19 protein-coding genes and 1 pseudogene are annotated in these 20,975 nt (G+C 44.7%); 8 read left to right on the top strand and 12 right to left on the bottom strand.

The window, feature by feature from the left end; genetic code table 11:
* The first annotated feature begins 6 nt into the window (after window positions 1-6).
* The gene (gene cyoE / locus LFX17_RS17040; RefSeq protein ID WP_238747444.1) at window positions 7-873 is read left to right on the top strand and encodes a heme o synthase; all 867 of its coding nucleotides are present in this window, start codon (window positions 7-9) and stop codon (window positions 871-873) included.
* A gap of 102 nt (window positions 874-975) precedes the next feature.
* On the opposite strand, the gene LFX17_RS17045 is transcribed toward cyoE, so the two are convergent.
* The 3 genes from LFX17_RS17045 to LFX17_RS17055 all read right to left on the bottom strand — a co-directional run bounded on the left by LFX17_RS17045 (window position 976) and on the right by LFX17_RS17055 (window position 3,196).
* Window positions 976-2,109, bottom strand: coding sequence for a sensor histidine kinase (locus LFX17_RS17045; RefSeq protein ID WP_238731297.1), 1,134 nt, complete (start codon window positions 2,107-2,109; stop codon window positions 976-978).
* 164 nt (window positions 2,110-2,273) lie between these two features.
* Window positions 2,274-2,663: a hypothetical protein gene (locus LFX17_RS17050; protein WP_238731298.1), complete on the bottom strand. Its 390-nt coding sequence runs from the start codon at window positions 2,661-2,663 to the stop codon at window positions 2,274-2,276.
* Window positions 2,660-3,196, bottom strand: a complete 537-nt coding sequence (locus LFX17_RS17055) for an ankyrin repeat domain-containing protein (RefSeq protein ID WP_238731299.1) — start codon at window positions 3,194-3,196, stop codon at window positions 2,660-2,662. The genes LFX17_RS17050 and LFX17_RS17055 overlap by 4 nt, the downstream gene beginning before the upstream one ends.
* Before the next feature lie 260 nt (window positions 3,197-3,456).
* Here LFX17_RS17055 and LFX17_RS17060 point away from each other — a divergent pair, with 260 nt between their 5' ends.
* The 3 genes and pseudogenes from LFX17_RS17060 to LFX17_RS17070 all read left to right on the top strand — a co-directional run bounded on the left by LFX17_RS17060 (window position 3,457) and on the right by LFX17_RS17070 (window position 6,537).
* On the top strand, window positions 3,457-3,990 hold the full coding sequence (locus LFX17_RS17060) for a helix-turn-helix transcriptional regulator (protein WP_238731300.1): 534 nt from the start codon (window positions 3,457-3,459) through the stop codon (window positions 3,988-3,990).
* 45 nt (window positions 3,991-4,035) lie between these two features.
* A pseudogene (locus LFX17_RS17065) lies at window positions 4,036-4,338 on the top strand (DUF4269 domain-containing protein); the annotation flags it as partial.
* 216 nt (window positions 4,339-4,554) lie between these two features.
* Window positions 4,555-6,537, top strand: coding sequence for a M48 family metallopeptidase (locus LFX17_RS17070; RefSeq protein ID WP_238747446.1), 1,983 nt, complete (start codon window positions 4,555-4,557; stop codon window positions 6,535-6,537).
* Window positions 6,538-6,681: 144 nt separating this feature from the next.
* On the opposite strand, the gene LFX17_RS17075 is transcribed toward LFX17_RS17070, so the two are convergent.
* The gene (locus tag LFX17_RS17075) at window positions 6,682-7,221 is read right to left on the bottom strand and encodes a DUF1564 domain-containing protein (protein ID WP_238747448.1); all 540 of its coding nucleotides are present in this window, start codon (window positions 7,219-7,221) and stop codon (window positions 6,682-6,684) included.
* 275 nt (window positions 7,222-7,496) lie between these two features.
* On the opposite strand from LFX17_RS17075, the gene LFX17_RS17080 reads away from it, so the two are divergent.
* Genes LFX17_RS17080 through LFX17_RS17090 form a run of 3 tightly spaced genes read left to right on the top strand, consistent with a single transcriptional unit; the run spans window position 7,497 to window position 10,534 of the window.
* A complete protein-coding gene (locus LFX17_RS17080) occupies window positions 7,497-8,807 on the top strand; it encodes a 3-hydroxyacyl-CoA dehydrogenase family protein (protein ID WP_238731303.1) in 1,311 nt (436 codons plus the stop codon).
* A 21-nt stretch (window positions 8,808-8,828) separates the two neighbouring features.
* Window positions 8,829-10,094: an acetyl-CoA acetyltransferase gene (locus tag LFX17_RS17085; protein ID WP_135590091.1), complete on the top strand. Its 1,266-nt coding sequence runs from the start codon at window positions 8,829-8,831 to the stop codon at window positions 10,092-10,094.
* Between the two features lie 2 nt (window positions 10,095-10,096).
* Window positions 10,097-10,534 carry a hypothetical protein gene (locus LFX17_RS17090; RefSeq protein ID WP_238731304.1) on the top strand — a complete coding sequence of 146 codons (438 nt, stop codon included), beginning with the start codon at window positions 10,097-10,099 and terminating at the stop codon, window positions 10,532-10,534.
* Here LFX17_RS17090 and LFX17_RS17095 read toward each other — a convergent pair.
* Window positions 10,531-11,145, bottom strand: coding sequence for an MORN repeat-containing protein (locus LFX17_RS17095; RefSeq protein ID WP_238747450.1), 615 nt, complete (start codon window positions 11,143-11,145; stop codon window positions 10,531-10,533). The genes LFX17_RS17090 and LFX17_RS17095 overlap by 4 nt on opposite strands.
* Window positions 11,146-11,400: 255 nt before the next feature.
* Between LFX17_RS17095 and LFX17_RS17100 the strand changes: the two genes are divergently transcribed.
* Window positions 11,401-13,440, top strand: a complete 2,040-nt coding sequence (locus LFX17_RS17100; RefSeq protein WP_238747832.1) for a gamma-glutamyltransferase family protein — start codon at window positions 11,401-11,403, stop codon at window positions 13,438-13,440.
* Between the two features lie 216 nt (window positions 13,441-13,656).
* On the opposite strand, the gene LFX17_RS17105 is transcribed toward LFX17_RS17100, so the two are convergent.
* Genes LFX17_RS17105 through LFX17_RS17135 form a run of 7 tightly spaced genes read right to left on the bottom strand, consistent with a single transcriptional unit; the run spans window position 13,657 to window position 20,972 of the window.
* The gene (locus tag LFX17_RS17105; protein ID WP_238747452.1) at window positions 13,657-14,079 is read right to left on the bottom strand and encodes an acyl-CoA thioesterase; all 423 of its coding nucleotides are present in this window, start codon (window positions 14,077-14,079) and stop codon (window positions 13,657-13,659) included.
* 1 nt (window position 14,080) lies between these two features.
* A complete protein-coding gene (gene pheS / locus LFX17_RS17110) occupies window positions 14,081-15,106 on the bottom strand; it encodes a phenylalanine--tRNA ligase subunit alpha (protein WP_238731307.1) in 1,026 nt (341 codons plus the stop codon).
* Complete coding sequence (locus tag LFX17_RS17115) at window positions 15,103-16,500, bottom strand: UDP-N-acetylmuramate--L-alanine ligase (RefSeq protein WP_238747454.1); 1,398 nt, start codon at window positions 16,498-16,500, stop codon at window positions 15,103-15,105. Before LFX17_RS17115 ends, pheS begins: the two co-directional genes overlap by 4 nt.
* Window positions 16,497-17,114, bottom strand: coding sequence for a hypothetical protein (locus LFX17_RS17120; RefSeq protein WP_238731309.1), 618 nt, complete (start codon window positions 17,112-17,114; stop codon window positions 16,497-16,499). Before LFX17_RS17120 ends, LFX17_RS17115 begins: the two co-directional genes overlap by 4 nt.
* Window positions 17,111-18,208, bottom strand: a complete 1,098-nt coding sequence (locus LFX17_RS17125; RefSeq protein WP_238747456.1) for a DUF4340 domain-containing protein — start codon at window positions 18,206-18,208, stop codon at window positions 17,111-17,113. The genes LFX17_RS17120 and LFX17_RS17125 overlap by 4 nt, the downstream gene beginning before the upstream one ends.
* The gene (locus LFX17_RS17130; RefSeq protein WP_238747458.1) at window positions 18,205-20,247 is read right to left on the bottom strand and encodes a motility-associated ABC transporter substrate-binding family protein; all 2,043 of its coding nucleotides are present in this window, start codon (window positions 20,245-20,247) and stop codon (window positions 18,205-18,207) included. The genes LFX17_RS17125 and LFX17_RS17130 overlap by 4 nt, the downstream gene beginning before the upstream one ends.
* Window positions 20,244-20,972 (bottom strand): ABC transporter permease, encoded by a 729-nt coding sequence (locus LFX17_RS17135; protein ID WP_238731312.1) that lies wholly within the window; start codon window positions 20,970-20,972, stop codon window positions 20,244-20,246. Before LFX17_RS17135 ends, LFX17_RS17130 begins: the two co-directional genes overlap by 4 nt.
* Between the last annotated feature and the right edge of the window lie 3 nt (window positions 20,973-20,975).

The raw sequence follows: 20,975 nt of genomic DNA on the forward strand, positions 1-20,975 counted from the left end.
TACGATATGACAAATACGTTCTTATCCGATTGGAATCAAATGATCAAGCCGAGAGTTACGACTCTCGTTTTGGCGACGATCATTCCGGGTTTATATCTCGCAGGCGAAAAATCTCCTTCCGGGTTTTTGATTGTCGTAACTCTTTTCGGAACGTTTTTGATGTCTTCGGCTTCCTTTATCTTCAATCAGGTGATCGAAAAGGATCGGGATGCGAAGATGAAACGCACGTCCAATCGTCCGATTCCCGCAGGGAGAATCGGCGTCGTTCAAGCTACGTTCGTCGGCCTTGCGATGACCGGAATTTCTTTTTATCTCCTTACGGTTTACGTAAATCTTCTCACGGCGTTCTGTGCGTTTGCGGCGCTGATTTCCTACGTTTTCTTATACACGATTCTTTTAAAACCGAGAACCACGCAAAACATCGTAATCGGCGGCGTTGCGGGTTGCGTCGGTCCTTTGATCGGTTATGCGGCGATCGGAAATTCTCTTCCGATTCAAGCGTGGATTTTATTCACGATGATTTTTCTATGGACCCCGGCGCATTTCTGGGCCTTAGCGATTTTTCTCAAAGACGATTATTCGGACGCAGATTTTCCGATGCTGCCCGTTGTCAAAGGAATCGAGAAAACGGCGAAGTCGATTTTCTTTTATACGATTTTGTATTCCGCTTCGTGTATCAGTTTTTATTTTCTCGAACCTTCGATGGGATACTTATACTTGTTCACGGCGATTGCGGTTTGCATTTGGATGGGAATTCTTTCGTATCAATTGATTCAAAAACCGGAACGCCAATCCGCGAGAAAGTTCTTTTTCTTTTCCATTCTTCATTTGTTCATCGTAAACATCATGATCGTAGTAGATCATCTTATTTAAAGAACTCGTATCAGTAAAACGGATCGATCTAAAACGTTACGCAATATCGCAACGAGGGCATCGACCTTTTTCAATCGAACAAGATTTGCCGCCTTACCGAAATTAGGCGTTGAATTCAAGGATCGCGGTGGAACCGGAGCCCGAAAAAATTTCAAAACTTCCCTTAATCTGTTTCGTTAAAATCTGGATCAAAGTAAAACCCGAAGTTTTCGGTTTTTGCCAAACCTTAGAATCGGAAATTCCCGAACCGTCGTCCGCAATCCGAAGACGATACTTGTTTCCTTCCTTTTGAAAGCGAACGTTCACGGTCCCTTTTTCCGCGGGAAACGCATGTTTTAAGGAATTGGAAAGTAGTTCGCTGAAGATCATCGCGCACGGAAGAGCGCTCTCGATTCTTAAGTAAACTCGCTCGGTCGAATTTTCGATATTTACCGTTCGTTTGCCGAGTTTATCGGAGAGGTTTTTGATGATCCCGTCGATCACCTCCGCGAAATCGATGTCGAAATAATTTTCGGACTTATACAGATAATTGTGCACTTCCGAAATCGCAAGAATACGATCCTGAAAATCCGAAAGGATACTCTGAAGATTGCCCTTGTCCGAACCGCTGTGCATTTCCACCAAACCGGAAAGTACCTGAAGATTATTCCGCACACGATGGTGAATTTCCTGAATCAACTCGTTTTTCTCCTTCACCGAACCGTGAAGCGTTCTTACCGCGATGATCGCAATGATGGAATACATGATAAACAACGCGATACGATCGGCGATGTGAATCATGTTATTATTCTGTTCCAAATAAAATTCTTCCGCAAAAATCAAAAACAAACAATATAGAGCGATGAGAATAGTTTGTTTTACGTTCGTAAAATATAAGAAAATCATAATAAATATCGAAAGTACGATATTCCGATTCGCCTCGTCCAGGGCTATGGCTTCTTTCGAAATTCCGAAAAACCACCCGACGCTGACGGATACGACGCTTGCAATCAATACGATTTTCAACGCGATCTCGAACTTTTTCCGAAGCAAAAAGACCAGGGAAAGAAGAGAGGCGATCATCATGATCGAAAAACCGGGCCGCAGAAAATATCCTTTCGTCAACCAAATGTACGAGTTTACGAATAGGCCCAGCAGGACCGATGCTACGTTGAAGATAAAAAGATGAAACGCCTTATTGCGAGTCAGATAATCCTTCTCTTTATAAATATGATCGGTAAATCTCAAAAGGCCCATCCTACTCAACTCCGGCAAACGACAAGGATTTCAAAAAAGTTTCCTCGAATATCATAAGACGAATTTATCAAACCGATCCGATCAGAATTCAAACGAGGTAAAATGATAAATCGGAATTCGATACGATTGATTGTAAACAACCCGATCGAATATGAAATAACTTTTTACAGCGTGAGAATTCCTCCACCCCCATGTCCGCCACCGCCGTGACCTCCACCACCCCCGCTGCTGCCGCCGCCTCCGCCGCTATGACCTCCTCCTCCACTGCTTTTTCCACCTCCGGTTCGACCGCCCGTACCCGTGCTGGGGCCGCGGGTTCTAGAACTACCGTTGGAAGAACTTCGAGTTCCGCATTTATCTTTGCACATATCACAAAGCTCGTAACAGAGTAAGGAGATCGGTAACGTTTGATTGTTTTGACCTCCTTGAAACGCGACTAAAAGACAAGTGGAAAGTTGACGATCACAACCTTCTTCGCATCGAGTCGTATCGAGCGTACAACTTTCAAAAAATAAAATAAAAATGCCGGGAAGAAAAAGTCGAATCGGTTTCATTGTTTTTTACCGGCTCCCGCTTGCAGAAGAATCTCCTGAACTCTTTTAGAATCTTCTAATGTAGCTTCACTCCAAGCGGTGTGCCCCTGCACGGTCGTAGCGTGAATATCCGCTCCGGAACGAATCAAAAGTTTTACGATTTCAGGATATCGATTGAATGCTGCCATCATGAGGGCGGTATGACCGTCACGCGTTCTCGCATTCACGTCCGCGCCGTTTCGAACGAGATATTCCGCGATCAGATATTCCCCTTCTCTCGCTGCTACCATCAAAGGAGTGTAATTACGGAAAAATTGATCCCGTTGATTGATTCCCTTACCGGCTCGCAGAGAATTTTCTAAACCCTGCAAATCGCCTTTGTAAACGTAATCCGTGGGACTCAGATTCGAATCGGGAATGAATCGTTCCTGCGGGAGAATACAACCGGACCAAACGAAAAAACCTGCCGCCAAGAACGAGACCCTCGCCCGAAGGAAGTCCGTTTTAAAAAAGATATTTCCAAACTCGTTGAGAATGAAATTCAAAAGTTTCATGAAATTTTTCCTCGAATACCGGAACATTCTAACGTTTCTTGAAATGTGAACAATAGGTGGAAACGGCAATTGCGGGAACTACTCAGAACCGATTTTTCGTTTAGTGGTTTTCACCTATGAGTTCCGAAACTGCTTTATTCCGATTGACTCGGAAAACGAAAGGAATCGAATTTAATCCGAACGAACACAGAAACCGGGAATTCGCAAAAAGAAAACTTGAGTTTTAAAACGGTCGATGGAAATTTTTCCGAAAGGTTAGCATGAAACTCTGGTTTCCCCAAGAAAAGCGGTTCTACTTTTTTTCACTTTATGTTTTTCTAATTTTACTTTGGATCTTGGAAGAGATCCTAACGTATTTATTCGATATAAACTGGATCGAAAGATCCCAGGCTTATTTCACATCGATCGAAGCCGCCTTCGGACTTTTATCGATCGTTGGAATTTTCTTTTTATTCCAGGAAATCCGACATACGCAAGCGGACATCGAATCCGCGAAAGTCGCGATCGAAGGTTTAAAAAATAAGAATCAGCTCTTGGTTCACACCAATCGGTCCTTTTGGGAATCCCTGCAAAGGCAATTGGAAGAATGGAACCTCACCGATAAGGAAAAGGAAATCGCGCTTCTTCTGCTCCGTGGAATGTCCAATCATCAAATCGCGGCAATTCGGGGAAAAAGTCTTAAAACCATCGAAAATCAAACCTTCTCCATTTATCAAAAGTCGGGAACGACGGGAAAACTTGAATTCATCGCTTACTTCATTTCTCCGCTTCTTCCCGAAGAGGAAGAGGATTGATCTTATACGCAAACGAAAGAATGAGGTTTTTATAAATCTTTCTCCGAAGTCCGCACTTCTTCCTTTTCCATTTTTTCGGATTTTAAACTGGAACGAAAAAAATTTCAAAACCCGGATTCGATCGCTGTCCGTTTTTATACAAAAGAATTCGCATATGAAATTTTCGGACAAACGATTCCGGTAATCGATCAGATGGGATTCGTACATCTTCAAGTGGAACACAAAATTCTTTCCATTGCGGGAACGCGCTTTCGGGAATATATGTGCGCTTGGAAAAGGGAAGAAATAAAAACTGAACACGCGTTTTGCGATCCGTTTAGACTCAAAGGAAATCCCTATCAGACATGATTCGATCTGCGTCTTTTTTCGGATGAAGACTTAAGAAATTTCATTCTCGCGTCCGAGTTTTTTTCATTTTCGGATACATGAAATGTAGAAGCGGCGGCAATATACGCGCTTTTTTCGCATTAAAAAAAGAGATTCGAATCCAGCTTGACAAGTGAAATTTTTTGACGATCTTAGTGATCCCGTATAAAAAAATTTTTTCTTATAGGTCTCTAGAACATGAAAAAATCTTTCAAATCCTTGCTCCTTACCGCCGGAACTTTATCGATCTGTTTAACGCTCGGTGCTCAAAAAAACAACACGATCAATTTCGATGCGGAACTCTACGCGCAGATCGTCCGCCAGAGCGCCTATCAGTATGGAGCGATTCTCAAATCCCGCAAAGTTCTCAAAGACCACAACAATTGGAAGAAGCCGATCGATACGGCGTTTCGCAAACTTGCGGATTCTTCCGGCAATCCTACGTTTCCGATCGTTTACAATCTGATCCAAGACAATTCGTTTAACGCGTTCGCTATGGCGGGCGGTCAGTTCTGCATCAACTCCGGGACGTTGGATATTTTGGATCAGGTGATTACGAACTCCGAACCGGACGCAAAGGACAAGATGAGCTTTTACCGCGAACGATACATCGCGGGAGTTTTATCGCACGAGCTTTCGCACTATTACAACAAACACACGTTCAATGCGGTTAAGAAATTCTATCAGCTCAAAGAGAATCCGACGGGCGAAGCGGTGTTGAACAACGTGAAATTCTCCCAAGAACAGGAAGTTGACGCGGATCAAACGGGGTTTCAACTTCTTAACAAAGCCGGTTACGGCGGAGAATATATGATCCGCACTTTGGAATTGATGAGCGACATCGACAATCAATACAAAGAATACATCGTAAGCAAAAAACTGGATAAGGTAAGTCCGGAATCGATGACCTCTTTGTATTTTACGAGTCATCCGTCTCCGAACGATCGTCTTTCGAGATTCAGCGGAGATAAACAGGAACTCTATTCACTTCTTGCAACTTTGGAAAAAACGTACGACGATATTCAGTTCGGAAAGAATCTGGAGCAAGCCAAATCCAATCTGGAAAAGGCCCTTTCTAAATTTCCGGGAAACACGCATTTGGAAAAATCTTACGCGGTTTGCCTTCATAAGATTTGGATGGCGACCGCGAGCAACGACGATCTGAAAATTAAACCTGTGATCGATATGCCTTCCTTCCGCGACTCGATGATCTTCCCCGGAGGACTTCGCAAAAGAGCAGTTATGCGAGCTATCCCCGGAAATCAAGCCGCTTACAATAAAGCGAAAGAAGCCTATCAAAAGGTGATCGTTAAAACCGAAGATCCGTATTTTATTTCGAACTACGCCGTTCTTCTTTCCTATTCCACCGAAGAAAACGATATGAACGTGGCAAAATCGCTCGCCGGTAATACGGTTCGAGCGGAGAATTCCATTCCTCTTGCGAATAACTTCGGCGTGGTTTTGTACTGGACGGACGATCAGGATAAAGCGTTGGAAGTGTTCAAATCCGTCGCTACGATGGTGGACAAACGCGTTCAATCCTTCGGAGAAAAGGCAAAATCAAATCCGGACATTCAAGCATATCTACAAGGAATCGGAAATTCGATCCGTCAAAAAACCCAACTCGATCCGGATTACGTTTATGAAAACTTCACTCCGATTTTAAATTATGTTCTTCTTGAATCCTACAAGGAAAAGACTCCGAAAACGAAACAACTCGCGATGTATTATCTGGAGAATTACGATTCTTCTTCCGGTTGGGCGAAATACACCGCGGATCTTCACGGAATTACCCTTCCCGATCCTTCGCAAACTCCGAAACAAAACGTCTTTAAAGTCGGAGGAGTAGGTCCGGGAGATAAACTCGAAGACTTATTAAAACTCTGGGGAAAACCGGATAAGATCCAAGTCGATAAATCTTCCGGCAGCGAATTTTATATCTATAGCAAGAAAGAGACTTCTTTTCTTTTGAGCATCGGATCGGTTCTTCAAGTGAACGCGTACGGAGACAATAGTCCCGGACTGGATAAGGGAGTCGCGATCGGAACGGATCGAGGCTCGGCGGAAAGAGTTTTTGGAAAACAATTTCAAAAGAGCGGCCAATATCTCGGTTACACGCAAAACGGAAACGCATTCGTGAAATATAGAAAGAATAAGGTCGATCAGATTATTCTTCAGTGAAATAAAAACGATCTTTAGGGGATGGGGGCGTGAAATTTATTTCCCTCTTTCATCCTAAAGTTTTTTCCGCGGGCTTTGTTCGTTTTCCGCCTGCTTTTTTTAGATCGTTTTCCTTTTGATTCGAAAGGAAAGAAGGGTTTGTTATCAAGAATCGAACCATTCTTGATAATTTAAGACGTAAAAACTGTCGATTGGGTCGCATTTTAGTGACCTGGTTATCCGGTTACCCAATAGATCGAGGTGGAGGATATAACTGTAATTCGAATGAAATGTGGGACCTCCCTCATTCATCGTACTCACGATAGATTCTCCAACTCCGACCCGATCCAAATTCACAAGAAAATTAAAAAGATAACAACGGGAAACACCGTGAACCTGCGCGAACAAACCTAACAAAGCCCAGCTTCCTGTACTGACTCGAACATTCATTCTCACCATTTGATTTTTTCCAAAACTCGGTTGATACAACGTCTTCCGTGCATTCGAACTCAAACGTTTTGTAGACGAAAGATACTTTGCATATCTCTTCAAAAGAAACGGAATTCGTTTCGGCAGAAATTTCTTTTGTTTTTCATCAAGTCCGAGCAAAGTTCGTTTCGGAACAAGCAAAGTAACAACTTCCGAATGATTTTCACGGAGAATGGATCGAATCGTGTGATTCGAATTTAAAAGTAATACGCCCATACTCGGGACGGTTCCAAATTCTGTTTCCCAAGTGCGATTTTGAAAAAAAAAAGAACCTTTGAGAAACCGCCAAGAAAACTTTGAGTTTTTTAAAGAACCGTTCTTTCCGATCATTCTGAGCAACTTTATAAGACTTTTAAGCCGATTTAAACAGAACATTCGTTCTGTTTTAGAACAATTCTATGTCCGATTCGCGTGAAAAAAACCTTTCCTCCCCGCCTAGCTGTTTTAAACAGGTTCTATTCCATTGAAAATCCAAGAATTGGTATAGTTTCATGAGAGAGATAAAAACAGTTACAGTATTAGGCGCGAATGGTACTATGGGCGCCGGTTCAGCGGCAATCGTTGCCTCATTCGGAAAGGCAAAAGTCCATATGCTTGCTCGGGACATAAGCAAAGCGAAAGAAGGGATTGAAAAAGCGATCGGCTCGGTCAAGACGGATACGATTCGTCCAAGACTGATTCCCGGTTCTTACGACGCGGATTTGGAAAAAGCCGTTGCGGAATCGGATTGGGTCTTTGAACTCGTTGCGGAAAGTTACGAAGTTAAAGAACCGATCAACAAAAGAATCGCGAGCTCCAGAAGACCCGGAACCATCGTTTCCACGGTATCTTCCGGACTTTCCATCGAAAGACTTTCCAAAGCCTTCGACGAAGACGGACAAAAGCATTATTTCGGAACTCACTTCTTCAACCCTCCTTACAAAATGATTCTTTGCGAACTCGTTTCCCACAAAGGATCGGATAAGAAAGTTCTCAAACAACTCGGCGAATATCTGGATAAGGTTCTTGGCCGCGCGGTCGTTTATACGAACGATACTCCCGCGTTTGCCGGAAACAGAATCGGATTTCAGCTTATCAACGAAGTCGCTCAAATTGCGGAAAAATATTCCGATAAGGGCGGTATCGCTCTGATGGACGCGATCATGAGCGGTTACACAGGAAGAGCAATGGCTCCTCTGGACACTGCGGACTTCGTAGGACTCGACGTTCACAAAGCGATCGTGGATAACCTCTACGAGATGACCAAGGACGCGGCTCATTCTACTTTTAAAATGCCGGGTTACTTCCAAAAGCTCATCGATAAAGGCGACCTCGGAAGAAAAGCGGGCGGCGGTCTTTATAAGATGTCCAAAACTCCGGACGGCAAGAAAGAAAAGTTAGTCTATAATATAGGCGCCGATCTTTACGAGCCCGTTCCTAAATTCGACATTGATTTTATTCGTCAGGCGAACCGAAGAATTTCCGAAGCGGACTACATAGGCGCAATGAACATCGTAAAAGAAGCGAAAGGTTTTGAAGCGGACCTCGCGAGATACTTCATCGCAAGATACGTTAGTTACTCTCTCTCGATCGTCGGCGAAGTCGTAGACACCAAAGAAATGGCGGACCTCGCGATGGGAACGGGATTCAACTGGGCTCCCGCTTCCGCATTCGTCGATTTCTTAGGCGGACCTAAGGATGCGATTCAACTGATCGAAAAAGCAAAACTTCCGGTTCCTGAAGTATTAGCAAAAGCGAAACCAGGAAAGCCGTTCTACGAGCTGAAGGAAAAGCTTGACGCTCGTTCACTTTTCAAAGGATAATTTAGGGGAGAAGGTATCACCATGAGCGATAAAATTTACGTCCTCGGCGGGGAACAAACCGATTTTCAAAGAAACTGGACCAAAGAAGGAAAGACCTTCATGTCCTTAATGCGCGAAGCCGTTCAAGACGGACTTGCGGCTGTCGGAATCACACCCGATGAAATCAAAAAACTGAATAAACAAAATCGAATCGGAATTTTCGTAGGAAACTTCGACGCGGAACAATATGCGACGCAAGGTCACTTGGGCGCATTCTTAACCGAAGTCGATCCTGCGTTCTACGGAATTCCGGGCGGACGTTTTGAAGCCGCTTGTGCTTCCGGGTCGATCGCACTTGACGCGGCCGCTACAAAAATCCGCGCAAAAGACTACGACGTTGCCATCGTTCTCGGAATTGAGATCATGAAAACGGTAAGTTCTTCCGTAGGCGGTGACTTTTTAGGAACAGCCGCTTATTACGAAAAAGAAGCGAAAGGAGTTCAATTTCCTTTCCCGAAACTTTTCGGAAAACTCGCGGACGTAATTCTCGAGAGATACAAACTTCCGGAACAAAGATTCATGGGCGCGTTAGCCGAAATCTCAAGAATCAACTACGACAACGCGAAGAGAAACCCCAAGGCGCAAACACGTTCTTGGTTCATGAACAAAGAACACGCGAACGCTCGCGGCGGAGAATACAATATGGCCGTGGGTGGAAGACTTTGCATCACCGATTGTTCTCAAGTAACCGACGGTGCGGCGATGGTGGTTCTCGCGAATAAATCTTACACCGAAGAATACGCTAAAAAAAGAGGAAAGAAGATCACTTCTATCCCAAGACTGAAAGGTTGGGGACACAGAGTGGCTCCGATCACTTTCGACGCGAAGGTTGCCGAATCTAAAGGAGACAAATACATTCTCCCTTGGACCAGACAAACCGTAAAAGACGCGTATGACAGAGCGGAACTCGGAGTGAAAGACATCGACGTTTTTGAAACTCACGACTGTTTCACTTCTTCCGAATATGCAGCGATTTCCGCTTTCGGGATCACACAACCCGGTAAGGAACACGAAGCGATCGAAGACGGCGTAATCGACATCAACGGTAAAAAACCGATCAACCCGTCCGGCGGACTGATCGGAGTCGGTCACCCAGTGGGAGCTTCCGGAGTTAGAATGATGCTCGACCTCTACAAACAAGTTACCGGCACTGCAGGCAACTACCAAGTAGAAGGCGCTAAGAACGGATTGATGCTGAATATCGGCGGGTCCGCAACGACGAACGTGGTTTTCATCGTAGGAAAATAAGAATGAGTTTAAGAACTGCGAAAGATTGGAATCAATTTCTTTTAAGGCTGTTTATCGCCTTCGGTTTTTGGGAAGTAATTTCCGTTCCGCTTCGCAGTTTGCTCTTTTCGCGTTTTTACTACGACCCTGCCTATAAAGGTTTTTTCCAATCCGTTGGAATGATCTTATGGGTAGGGCCGATCGTCGCCGACCTGATCCAAGTTTTCTTTTTAGGAATTATCATTCGTCTCGCGAAAGATTCTCTTCCGACCGGAATCGTCGGCGGGTTGATCGTTGCGATTTGTTTTTCCCTCGCGGCCTATGTCGGACCAGCGATCTCCATTTTAAATTTCATCAACGCACTTCCAAGTCTAATCGTTTGGCTTTGGGTGTTTTCTCAGTTTTTGTTAACGCTGATCTCTTCTTTGATCTTGGCTTATACGACCGACGAAGAAATCTAATTTGAAAGCGGGTGACCGTTTTTAAATTCTCCCTCAAAAACGGTTCCGTCGGAATATTTTAATTTTCCGTATCCGTTCGCTAAATCGTTACTGTAGATTCCTTCAAAACTTTCTCCGTTGATACACGTATACGCGCCCTTTCCTGTTTTTCGGTTTCGTCGAAAGTTTCCTCGAAAGATACATTCCACTTCTGAATCCCGGATAAACTTTGCCCAGGTTTTACATCCATTTTCGTTGCAGTCCCCGTCTTCCACCCAGGTTCCGTACAAGACGTTTCCGGTTTCAGGATCGGTCCATCGGCCCTTGCCTCTTTGGGAAGAATTTTTATAAACTCCCGAAACCGTTCCGCGGTTTTTGAATTTAACTTCTGCGTATCCTTCTAAATTTCCGTTTATAAAAGTTCCTTTATATTCGTTTCCAAACGAATCGATCAAAACTCCTCTTCCATTCTTACAATTTCCGGATAAACAAGTCGCGGATGATTGGGGAAAAATGGAGAAGAAACCAAAACAAAATACGAAGAATAGATTTATTCTAAACGTAGAAGCATAACGATCTCTCGAATCTCCGAAAAGTAAAAACTTCAAACTTTGAATCAATAAACGCAACATAGTATTTACAAAGTACAACCTAAAACGACCGAAAAGTTTCCCAATGATCGAACACAACTCGAAACAACACTTTTTCCAATCAACCAAAGTCGGTCCTTTCACGCATTAGGCGTTCTTTCGTCTTTCTTTTCCACTCCGTTTTTTCACTGGATTCATTTATCGGAAGAATTATACTTTGACCGAAAAATACCTGCATAAATCGGAAAACGATTCTTGCAAACAACCTCAGAACGGGAAATTCAAAGGGAGAATCGGATGAATCGAATTCTAAAATACTTCACCCTGATCGTCGGCATCGGAGCCGCATTACTCTACGCTTTCTATTTCACCTTTTCCAGACCGAAAGAAATATTAGAATTTTATGATCCGTATCACGAAAACAGACTTCTCGCGGAAGGTTCGAAGCTGATGGTTGCGTCCGGACATCCGCTGGCGACCAAAACGGCCCTTCAAATTTTAGAAAAAGGCGGCAACGCCGCGGATGCCGGAATTGCCGCCTTACTCGTGTTAAACGTTACGCAAGGAGAAGAAGCTTCTTTTCCGGGCGTAGCCCCCCTCCTTTACTACGACTCAAAATCAAAGCAGGTGGAAAGTTATATCGGCGCGGGAAAGGCTCCGAGCAGAGCGACCATCGAATACTTTCAATCCCGAGGACATACGTATATTCCGACTTTGAAATATTCTTCCCAACTCGTTCCCGCCTCGCCCGACGTCATCGTCGCTCTTTTGAAAAAATACGGAACGATGAGTTTTGAACAAGTTAGCGCTCCTGCAATCGAAATAGCGGAACAAGGTTTTCCGGTTCACAAAATATTGATGCGAAATCTGAACATGAATATCTTCAAAAGACTCGGATTTACGTTTCTTCTTCCGTATAACTCCGAAATCTATCTGGAAAATCGATGGTGGAAACCGCTGTATCATAAGGAAATTTTCAAACGACCCGTTCTTGGAAAAACCTTACGTGAACTCGCTGAACAAGAAACTCAGGCGAGACGTTTCGGCGCGGATCGAAACCGCGCCTTAGAAGCTGTGCGAACGTATTTTTACGAAGGACCGATCGCGCAAAAAATCATAAAGGCGCACGAAGAAAACGACGGCACTATAACCCCAAAAGATCTCTCGACTTATTCGGGAGGTTGGGAAAAGCCGTTGCAGGGATCTTACGGTCCTTATACGATCTTTTCCAATCAAACTTGGAATCAGGGCGCGGTCATTCCGATCGTTCTTCAAATTTTAGAAGGAATCGATTTGAAATCGATGGAACACAATTCTCCGCAATACGTTCATACCGTGGTCCAAGCGATCGAACTTGCTATGGCGGATCGGGAAAAATTTTTCGGAGATCCGACATTCGTAAATGTTCCAAACGAGGGTCTTCTCAGCAAAGAATATGCAAGAGAACGAAGAAAACTTTTCCAACCTACTGCCTTCGGTAAAACTCCTTTACACGGAAATCCGTTCGCTTATCAAAAAAAGAGTGTTTTAAACTCGCTCGAATTTCAAAAACAGCGGAAAGATTCTCTCCCGAGTCAAAATCATTCTCCTGTCGATCAAAATCGATTTTCAACCGGGACCTCCTCCGATTCTAATCCCAACACTTCGCTATTAGGTCGGGTGATCGCAAAATTGATTTTTTTTCAATCGTCTCTTACATTCCATTCTTCCTTAAATGACCAACAACTTTCCCTTTGGGAAAAAACGGGAAAAGTGGGACGTGACACCACCTATCTCAGCATCATCGACGCTCAGGGAAATTCCCTCTCTTTGACTCCGAGCGATTTTCCACAATCTCCGATGATCGATGGTGACATTACGCTCGGAATTCGCATGACCCAATTCCGTCTTGATCCGAATCATCCGTCCGCTCTACTTCCCGGTAAACGACCTACGATTACGCCTAACGCGTCTATGGTTTTTAAAAACGGAAAATTCCTGATGAGTCTCGGAACGCCGGGAGGCGATATGCAAACCCAAGCTACCATACAAGTTTTTTTGAATATGATCGTATTCGGAATGAACGCACAAGAAGCGGTAAACGCGCCGCGATTCCGTTCTCTCAACTGGCCGGATTCCTTCTCGCCGCATAACTATTATCCGGGCCGGATCGAGCTCGAGAAGGATATCTATGATCGAAGCGGTAAGGCGCTGAAAGACTTAGGTTACGACGTGGTAGGCCGGGATGTTTGGGAATACGATTTCGGGGCTCCTTGTATTTCCCTAAAGGATCCGGTTACGGGAAAACTTTATGGTGGAGCGGATCCGAGAAAAGAATCGTGGGCGGAAGGACGTTGAGCGATTTTAGAAGAAACGGGATTTTTTTGGAGATTCTTTTGTAAAAGTGGGAGTTCCTGCAAATTACGTCTCTTAAACAATGTGATCCGTTCTAACGATTGGACCCATTTTGTAGGAGCTCCTACAGATTACGTCTCACGGACTCGCGTCGCTTTTATCGGAACCCTTTTTGTAGTACTTCCTACATTCCTTCGTTTTACGAAAGAACACCCGCGATCAACCCTCTATGTTTTGTCTTTGGAAAATCTTAAGATCCTCTTCCAAAACGGCGCGAACCTTAGGCGGAATTGGAACACTCGTCTTGGTGACGTGATCAAACGTAACCTGAACCGTTCTGGCAACGGCAAAAATTTCTTTCGTATTAGATTCCACGATCTTGGATTGAAAATCCCAAGAGCTGTTTCCGATCCGAGTCACGCTCGTCTGCACTTCCACCTTGTGATGCATCTCGATCGATTTTTTTAGATCGATTTCGATTCTCGCGAGAATAAAAGGAACGTCGAAGACGCCTTTCACGTTAAAACGGCGTTTGCAATAATCCACTCTTCCGATTTCAAGATACGAAACGAAAACCGAATTGCTCACATGCGCGAACGGATCCATATCCATCCATCGAGTCTGAATCGGAGTGGAAATCATATTAGAATTGTTTTAAGAATCTCAAATTGCCGGATTGGAAATAACGGATATCGTGAATTCCGTAACGCATCATTACGAGGCGGTCCAAACCGAGACCGAACGCAAAACCGGTCCATTCTTTCGGATCGAGTCCGGCGTGGGAAAGAACGTTCGGATGAATCAAACCGCAAGGTAATAGCTCCAACCAACCGGAATGTTTACAAACGGGACAACCCTTTCCGTCGCAAACGAGGCAGTTTATATCCAACTCGAAACCGGGTTCCACAAACGGAAAATAACCTGGTCTCAGTCTGGTTTTGATTTCTTTTTCGAAAATTCTCGATAACAAAACCTGCATCGTATCGATCAGATTCGCCGCGGAAATATCCTTTCCGACGACCATTCCTTCGATCTGATAAAACGTATGTTCGTGAGAAGCGTCGACTTCTTCGTAACGAAAAACTCTTCCGGGTGCGATGATTCGAAACGGTGGTTTCAATTTTCTTAATGTTCTTACTTGAATCGCGGAAGTATGAGTTCTAAGAAGATTTCCGTTTTCCAGATAAAACGTATCCTGCATTTCTCTCGCTGGATGATCGTCCGTAAAATTCAACGCACCGAAGTTGTTCGTGTCCGTTTCGATCTCGGGACCGTCCATCACGCTGAATCCCATCGATGCGAAAATGTCTTCGATCTCGTATTGAATCTGAGTGATCGGATGAAGGCTTCCGGTGGAAGCTTTCGGAAGAGGGCGAAGCGAATCGAAAAACTCGGACGCGGCCTGCGTTTCAAAAAGTTTTTTCTTAAGGGAAGACTTTGTCTCGGCGACGAACGCTTCGAGTTTTTTGGAAAGTTCGTTGGCCTTTTGACCGACGGTCTTTTTTTCCTCGATGGAAAGGGAAGCGACGTTCTTTAGAACCGCGGTCAGCTTTCCCTTTTTACCGATAAAATCGTTCTTATTCTTATCCAGATCCTCTTCGGAAACGGAGGAACCGATTTTCTGGACCGCTTCCTGATAAATTGAATCGAGTTCTTGAGATAAGTTCATACGTGCTTCCGCGCTAGTTCGACCAGTCCGGGATAAATTCCTCCGAACGAGCCGTTGGACATAGCTAAGATCAGAATTTTCTCTCCCGTAAATTGGGGAATCATTTTCTCAAGTTTTGCAAGCAGCTCTTGAGGATCTTTTGCGTAAACGGGAACGGTTTTGGAATTCTTCAAAAGTTTTTGAACGAGCTTCTTTACATCCAAACGAATGTCCTTTGAAACCTTCTTCAAATTGTGGATCTCGGTAAGAATGGTCAAATCTGCGCCTAAGAAAGAATACGAATATTCCTTTTGAAATACGTTTCTATGCGAGGTCGCGCTTCTCGGTTCGAACAAGGCGACGATCTTATAACCGGGAAATCTTTTTTTGACCGCGTGGATCGTTTCGTGAACGGCCACCGGATGATGCGCGAAATCTTCCATAACAAGCGCCTTCGGCGATTGAAAGAGAATGTCCTGTCTGCGTTTGACGCCCGGAAACGAATCGATCGCCTTCGCGATCCCCGCTTTATAACCGTTCGGGTTGTGAGACTTTAAAATTTCGGAACAAACGCGGATGGCAACTTCGATGTTTCTATAATTGTGATCCCCGAACAGAGCCGGGTCCAGTTTCGTTCCATCCCAGAAGAGCTCGTGTTTTTTCCAAGTAAGGGAAGAATCCTTCCGATTCCATTCGAATCCTTCCGTCTTCGTAAACTGAACGTGTTGAACCAGTTTCTTGAGCGAACCCGAACCGCTCCAATAAAAGATCTTTCCGTTTCCGGGCACGAGATTGATGAGTCGTTTGAACATGGTTTCGATCGCGGTTATATCGGGAAAAATATCCGCGTGGTCGAAATCCAGAGCGTTTAACACCGCATAGGTGGGACGGTAATGCAGAAACTTGGAGGACTTGTCGAAAAAAGCCGTATCGTATTCGTCGCCTTCGATAACGAAGTACGGCCCGTTTCCGAGCTCGAATCCAGGAAAACCGTCCTTCCGAATTCCTCCGACAAAAAGCCCCGGTTCAACCCCGTTTTCTTTTAGAATATGATGAATCAGAAACGTAGTCGTCGTTTTCCCGTGGGTCCCCGCTACTACGATGACTTTCTTGCCTTTGAGAAAGAATTCGCTGATCGCCGCGGGCATCGAAAGATAATTCATGCCCGAGTTCAACATCTCCTCGACTTCCGGATTTCCTCGGGAAATCGCGTTTCCGACGATGATCAGATCCTGACCTTGGATATTTTCCGCTTTAAAACCTTCAAAGTATGGAATATTCCATTCTTTTAATTTATCGGACATAGGCGGATAAACGCCCGCGTCCGAACCGGATACGTCGTGCCCGCTTTTTTTGAGCATATAAGCGAGATTGCCCATAGCGATCCCACCGATTCCGATCAGAAAAATCTTCAATTGAGAACGGTCCTAATTAAGTTGTAGACGACGGTAAGAAACAAAAGTCCGGTCAACAAATACGCCGAGCCGGATAAAAAGAATATTAGGATTTCCTTATCATTCCATCCGAGAATCTTTTTTAAACTTCGAACGGATAAAACACAGGAAAGAAAAAACGAAATCGCGAGAAAGACCGCCTGCATAGGAGATGGCAAAATCCAAAACACGGACGAAGCGCTGAACGGTAAAAACGAAACGAGAAGAATGTTCGCGGGAGGTAGAGTTTCCCCTTTGGTTCGATCGGCCTTCTTCATAAATATGCGGAACACGTCGAACTGCGCGACCAAGAACAAAACGGCGGGATAGATCGCGAAAGAAAATACGACCCCGGAAAACAGACTCCATTCTCCCTCGTCGTAACGGACAAAAGATAAGAGTGAGAATACGATGTTGGAAATCAGCTTTGCCGCGGGAGCCAAAATCCAAAGCAGAAAGTGCGTCCTTAAAATTTCTGAATAACCGAAGCCGTCCGTCTTTTGATAGAGTTCGTAAGCGCTTTCGGGCGATTGAAAAACTTTTTGAAGAAGGCCGGTGCGAACTTCGGAGAAGTCTTGTTCTTTATCTACGATCATTTGTGGGAATGCGGAGCGTTCGGATTCTTAGGAATCGTATTGAGATTCAACGGTTCCTTTCTCTGCTCCGCTTTGTCCAAGTTCGCCGCAATTTCTTTTAACCGCAAGAAACTATCTTCGCGGATATAAAAAGGAGGTTCGGAAAATTTCCCGTTTATGATACGAACCGTCGGCCGATAATCGACGGAATTGATATTCGTCTTCGGATAATAACGCAGCGTGATCCAGTCTCCGTTGGAAAGTTTGATCTTTAAGGAAGCGTCCGCAGGAACGCTAGTCAGACTTTTGGCGACCGCATATCCCGCTCCGTTCGAATCGTCCGGATATAATTCCGCGAGCTGACCTACGACTTGGTTGTTCCAGGCGTCGCCCAGATGTTGCTCCAAAGCGATCAGCTTTCCGGAAAGTCTTCTCCAGAAATTCTTTTTGATCGTCTGCTCCTTGAACGGGTGATTGTCAAGACGAAGCGTTTTTCCTTCCTCTTCCCAGATCGTTTCGCTCACGGATTCGTCGCGGAGATTGACGAGTTGCTTTTGTCTGAACTCCGCGATTCCTCTCGTAAATCGATCGGCGGTGTTTCCTTGAATCACGAGAATCTCGTTTCCTTCCTGAACGATTCTCGTCGAATCTCCGGTTTTCTTTTTACCGATGCGGATCGTTTTACGGATTTTACCGGAGGATTTCAAAACGATCTGGGGAGAGTTTTCGTTTAACACCAGTGAGGCGGGAATCTTTCCCTCGGCGATCGGTTCTACTCCTTTGGATATTAAAACGGAAAGCTCTCTGAAAATATTTTCAGTATTGTATCCGCCTTCGAATAGGATCGTTTCTCCCGTTTCGATATCCTTGGATTGAACGGAAAAAAATTCGCGTCCTTCGCTGATTCCCTTTTGTCTCTTGAGAATCACGGGCGACGGATAAAATAACGAGGCGTCTTCCGCCCCCCAAGAACCTTTCGGAGGTTGGTACTCGATTTCGTCGACGTCCATGTCCCAAACGGAAATTTCCGTTTGGTCCTCTTTTCTTTCATCCAAAAAGAAAAAACTAACGAAAAGAACGACTAACGCAAGAAGGAGAAGAATCCAGCGGTTCAAGATTCCGCTCCTTCTCTTCTACGTTTTTGAATCAGAACCGCGGACGAAATGAGAGCGATCAAACCGGGAAAGATAAACATTCCCAAAATCCAAACCGTACGTTTTTGAATATCCGTCAGCGATACCGTGTTCACTTCTTCTTTTTTCGGCTGAATCGAAGAAAGGGAAAGATCCTGATACATCCAAGTGATCGCCGAGGTCGCAAGTTCGTAATTGGTTCCGTAAGAAATAAATTGATCGGTGATCCAGGAAGTTCCCGAAAAGATCACGACCCTTCCTTCCTCTTTCGAATTCGCGTTCGCCGCCGAGGGACCCGTATTTTGCGAAGCGGAGCCATTCTCCGTTTTTAATCCAGGAAGCGGGGAAACATTCGGATCACTGACTGCGTCTTTTTTCGGCTCCGAACCTGTAAGTTCCGGAATACCGGTCGCAGGATTCTGTTTCGTTTCGGTCGATTCGTTTTGAAACTTCGGAATCGTTTTCAGAATCATCCCGAGGATTACGTTTCTTTTTTCCTCTCCGGAATCCTGTTTTCCATTATTATTTTTATCTAATATGGAATCGCCGCCGGATTCCATCAAAGGAAACGATTCGAGCGTTCTCCCGCCCGGTCCAAGCGTTGCCTGCGGAACGAAAAATCCGGCAAAGGGAAACATCGCTCCCATTTCCTTTCTCGTGAGAGTTTCCTCGATCGGATGTTTACGGAAGGATTTCGCAAGAACCATTCCCGCTTGTCCTTGGATTTGGGAAAGCGGTCCTTTTTCGAATTCGTAACCCGACCGCTCCAAAAGCCAACGGAAATTTTCCGTTCCTTTCGGATCGATGGTGATAAAGACCTTGCCCTTTTTCTTTTCGATAAAATCGAGAACCGCGGTTTGCGCTTCTTTGGAAAAAGCGACGGTCGGTCCTGTAATCATTAGAACGTCCGCGTTTTCCGGAATTCTTCCGGGCCAACCTTCGGCGATTCCGAGCCCTTTGACTTTGAAGTTTAAAAAGCTCAAGGAGTTGGAAAGAATTCCCACTTTTTCGTTCGGAAGATTTTGAAAGATCGGCGAGAATCGTTCCCCGTTGGATTGAGTGAAATAAATATTTTTCTCTTCGGTCGTGATGTTTACGACGGCTTGCACGATTTTGCGTTCGAGATCCTCCAAATCGGTTTTTTCACGAACCGCAAGTCTTTGTTCCGCATATTGTTTTCCGTCTTCGGACAAAGGTTTTTTCGTTCTGACGAGAATCAATCCGTTGGAAACCTGACCAAACTCCGCAAGATCGTCCAACTCCACGTCGGCGTTGATAAAGCGGACTTTAAATTGTGGACTCAGGGATTTGAGCTGATCCAAATAAATTTCGAGATCGGGGCGGATTCTTCGCAGGGAGAAGGAATTCGCTTTGTCGCTTGAGGAAGAATTCTCCAGAGGGCGCGGGTAAAACGCGATCACTTCTACTTCTTTCGAAACGCTTTTGAGAATTTTGACCGCAGTCGGACCGAAGGAATATTGTCCTTTGGAACTCAGGTCGAAGTTGTGATTTCGCATTACGGAAATATAATTTACCACCACCAAAGCCACGAAAACGATCGCGAGGTTCATGATAAAATATCGAACGAGCGCTTGTTTGGAGGTTTTCAAAACGCTCTGCGCTCCGGCGGAATCCTTCCCTAATTCTTTGAGCAAAGTAAGAATCAAAAATCCGAACACGGATAAGATCAAAAGCACCAGAAGAATCTCGCGAATCCTTTCGTTGCCCGATCCGGTCGTGTTCGATTTAAGCGCGAGTTCCTCCAAAAAGACGCGCAGATGATAGATTCCGAACGAGAGCAAACCCAAACCGGCGGCTATATAAGAATTCCATTCTTCTTGAATATTCTTTTTTTGAATCCATCGATACGCCGGCTCTAGGATCAGAATCGCCAGCACAAAACCGAGCCAGAGCCAACGGTTTGCGGGCAATTGAATGCTGTCGCGAACGGGAAAATACAAAAACAGGGAAGCAAGCGAAACCCAGGGAAAAATTCTGAGCAAAACGGATTCCTTTTTCATCCTCTCCATCTCCTCGATTCCAAAACTTTTACGGTGAGATACAGAAAGAACAACGCGCCGCTTACGAAGAATACGATTCCGTTCAAAGGCAGAACTCCCTTACAAAATGCGATAAAGTGCGAAAAGATGTGCAGGTGATACAGAACCTTTCTCGTAACCGAATCGAACAGATACGAAAAATATCCCGAAACCCAGAGGGTTAAAATAATGACGATCGAGATCAAAAGGGAAATCATCTGATTCTTTCCGAGACTGCTTCCGAAAAGCCCGACCGAAAACGAAAAGATTCCCAAAAGAAAAACTCCGATCGTTCCCGAAACTACGATGTATAGAGGAGCCTTCCAAAAAGAATACAGAAAGATCGGAAACAACCCGTTTACGAAAACCGAAATCAAAAAGCAGATAAACGCACCGAACACGAACTTACCCGCCACGATTTCCAAATCGGTGATCGGAGCAGTAAAAAGAAATTCGAGAGTTCCCCTGTTCTTTTCTTCCGTGATGCTCCCCATCGCAAGGATCAGCATCGCGATGATGATCGTGGACATAAACGAAAGAAACGTGATCACCGTCGTGTCCACATAATTCGTGCCGGAGTTAAAATTCAGGATCAGCACGAACAAGGAATTCAAAAAGGCGGTTCCGCCGAAAACCAAAGGAGCCATAAAGGTTCCGAAGAACACCTTTACTTCCTTGAAAAAAATCCATTTAATATTCTGAAACATCGT

The organism is Leptospira sanjuanensis, assembly GCF_022267375.1.
In the GTDB taxonomy this organism is placed as follows: domain Bacteria; phylum Spirochaetota; class Leptospiria; order Leptospirales; family Leptospiraceae; genus Leptospira; species Leptospira sanjuanensis.

Bases quoted from the DNA above. Each gene is read 5' to 3' on its own strand.
- cyoE (WP_238747444.1), top strand. From the start codon at position 7: ATGACAAATACGTTCTTATCCGATTGGAATCAAATGATCAAGCCGAGA.
- LFX17_RS17055 (WP_238731299.1), bottom strand. From the start codon at position 3,196: ATGAAACTTTTGAATTTCATTCTCAACGAGTTTGGAAATATCTTTTTT.
- LFX17_RS17050 (WP_238731298.1), bottom strand. From the start codon at position 2,663: ATGAAACCGATTCGACTTTTTCTTCCCGGCATTTTTATTTTATTTTTT.
- LFX17_RS17120 (WP_238731309.1), bottom strand. From the start codon at position 17,114: ATGATCGTAGATAAAGAACAAGACTTCTCCGAAGTTCGCACCGGCCTT.
- LFX17_RS17105 (WP_238747452.1), bottom strand. From the start codon at position 14,079: ATGATTTCCACTCCGATTCAGACTCGATGGATGGATATGGATCCGTTC.
- LFX17_RS17060 (WP_238731300.1), top strand. From the start codon at position 3,457: ATGAAACTCTGGTTTCCCCAAGAAAAGCGGTTCTACTTTTTTTCACTT.
- pheS (WP_238731307.1), bottom strand. From the start codon at position 15,106: ATGAACTTATCTCAAGAACTCGATTCAATTTATCAGGAAGCGGTCCAG.
- LFX17_RS17075 (WP_238747448.1), bottom strand. From the start codon at position 7,221: ATGGGCGTATTACTTTTAAATTCGAATCACACGATTCGATCCATTCTC.
- LFX17_RS17080 (WP_238731303.1), top strand. From the start codon at position 7,497: ATGAGAGAGATAAAAACAGTTACAGTATTAGGCGCGAATGGTACTATG.
- LFX17_RS17095 (WP_238747450.1), bottom strand. From the start codon at position 11,145: ATGTTGCGTTTATTGATTCAAAGTTTGAAGTTTTTACTTTTCGGAGAT.
- LFX17_RS17130 (WP_238747458.1), bottom strand. From the start codon at position 20,247: ATGAAAAAGGAATCCGTTTTGCTCAGAATTTTTCCCTGGGTTTCGCTT.
- LFX17_RS17070 (WP_238747446.1), top strand. From the start codon at position 4,555: ATGAAAAAATCTTTCAAATCCTTGCTCCTTACCGCCGGAACTTTATCG.
- LFX17_RS17100 (WP_238747832.1), top strand. From the start codon at position 11,401: ATGAATCGAATTCTAAAATACTTCACCCTGATCGTCGGCATCGGAGCC.
- LFX17_RS17090 (WP_238731304.1), top strand. From the start codon at position 10,097: ATGAGTTTAAGAACTGCGAAAGATTGGAATCAATTTCTTTTAAGGCTG.
- LFX17_RS17085 (WP_135590091.1), top strand. From the start codon at position 8,829: ATGAGCGATAAAATTTACGTCCTCGGCGGGGAACAAACCGATTTTCAA.
- LFX17_RS17135 (WP_238731312.1), bottom strand. From the start codon at position 20,972: ATGTTTCAGAATATTAAATGGATTTTTTTCAAGGAAGTAAAGGTGTTC.
- LFX17_RS17045 (WP_238731297.1), bottom strand. From the start codon at position 2,109: ATGGGCCTTTTGAGATTTACCGATCATATTTATAAAGAGAAGGATTAT.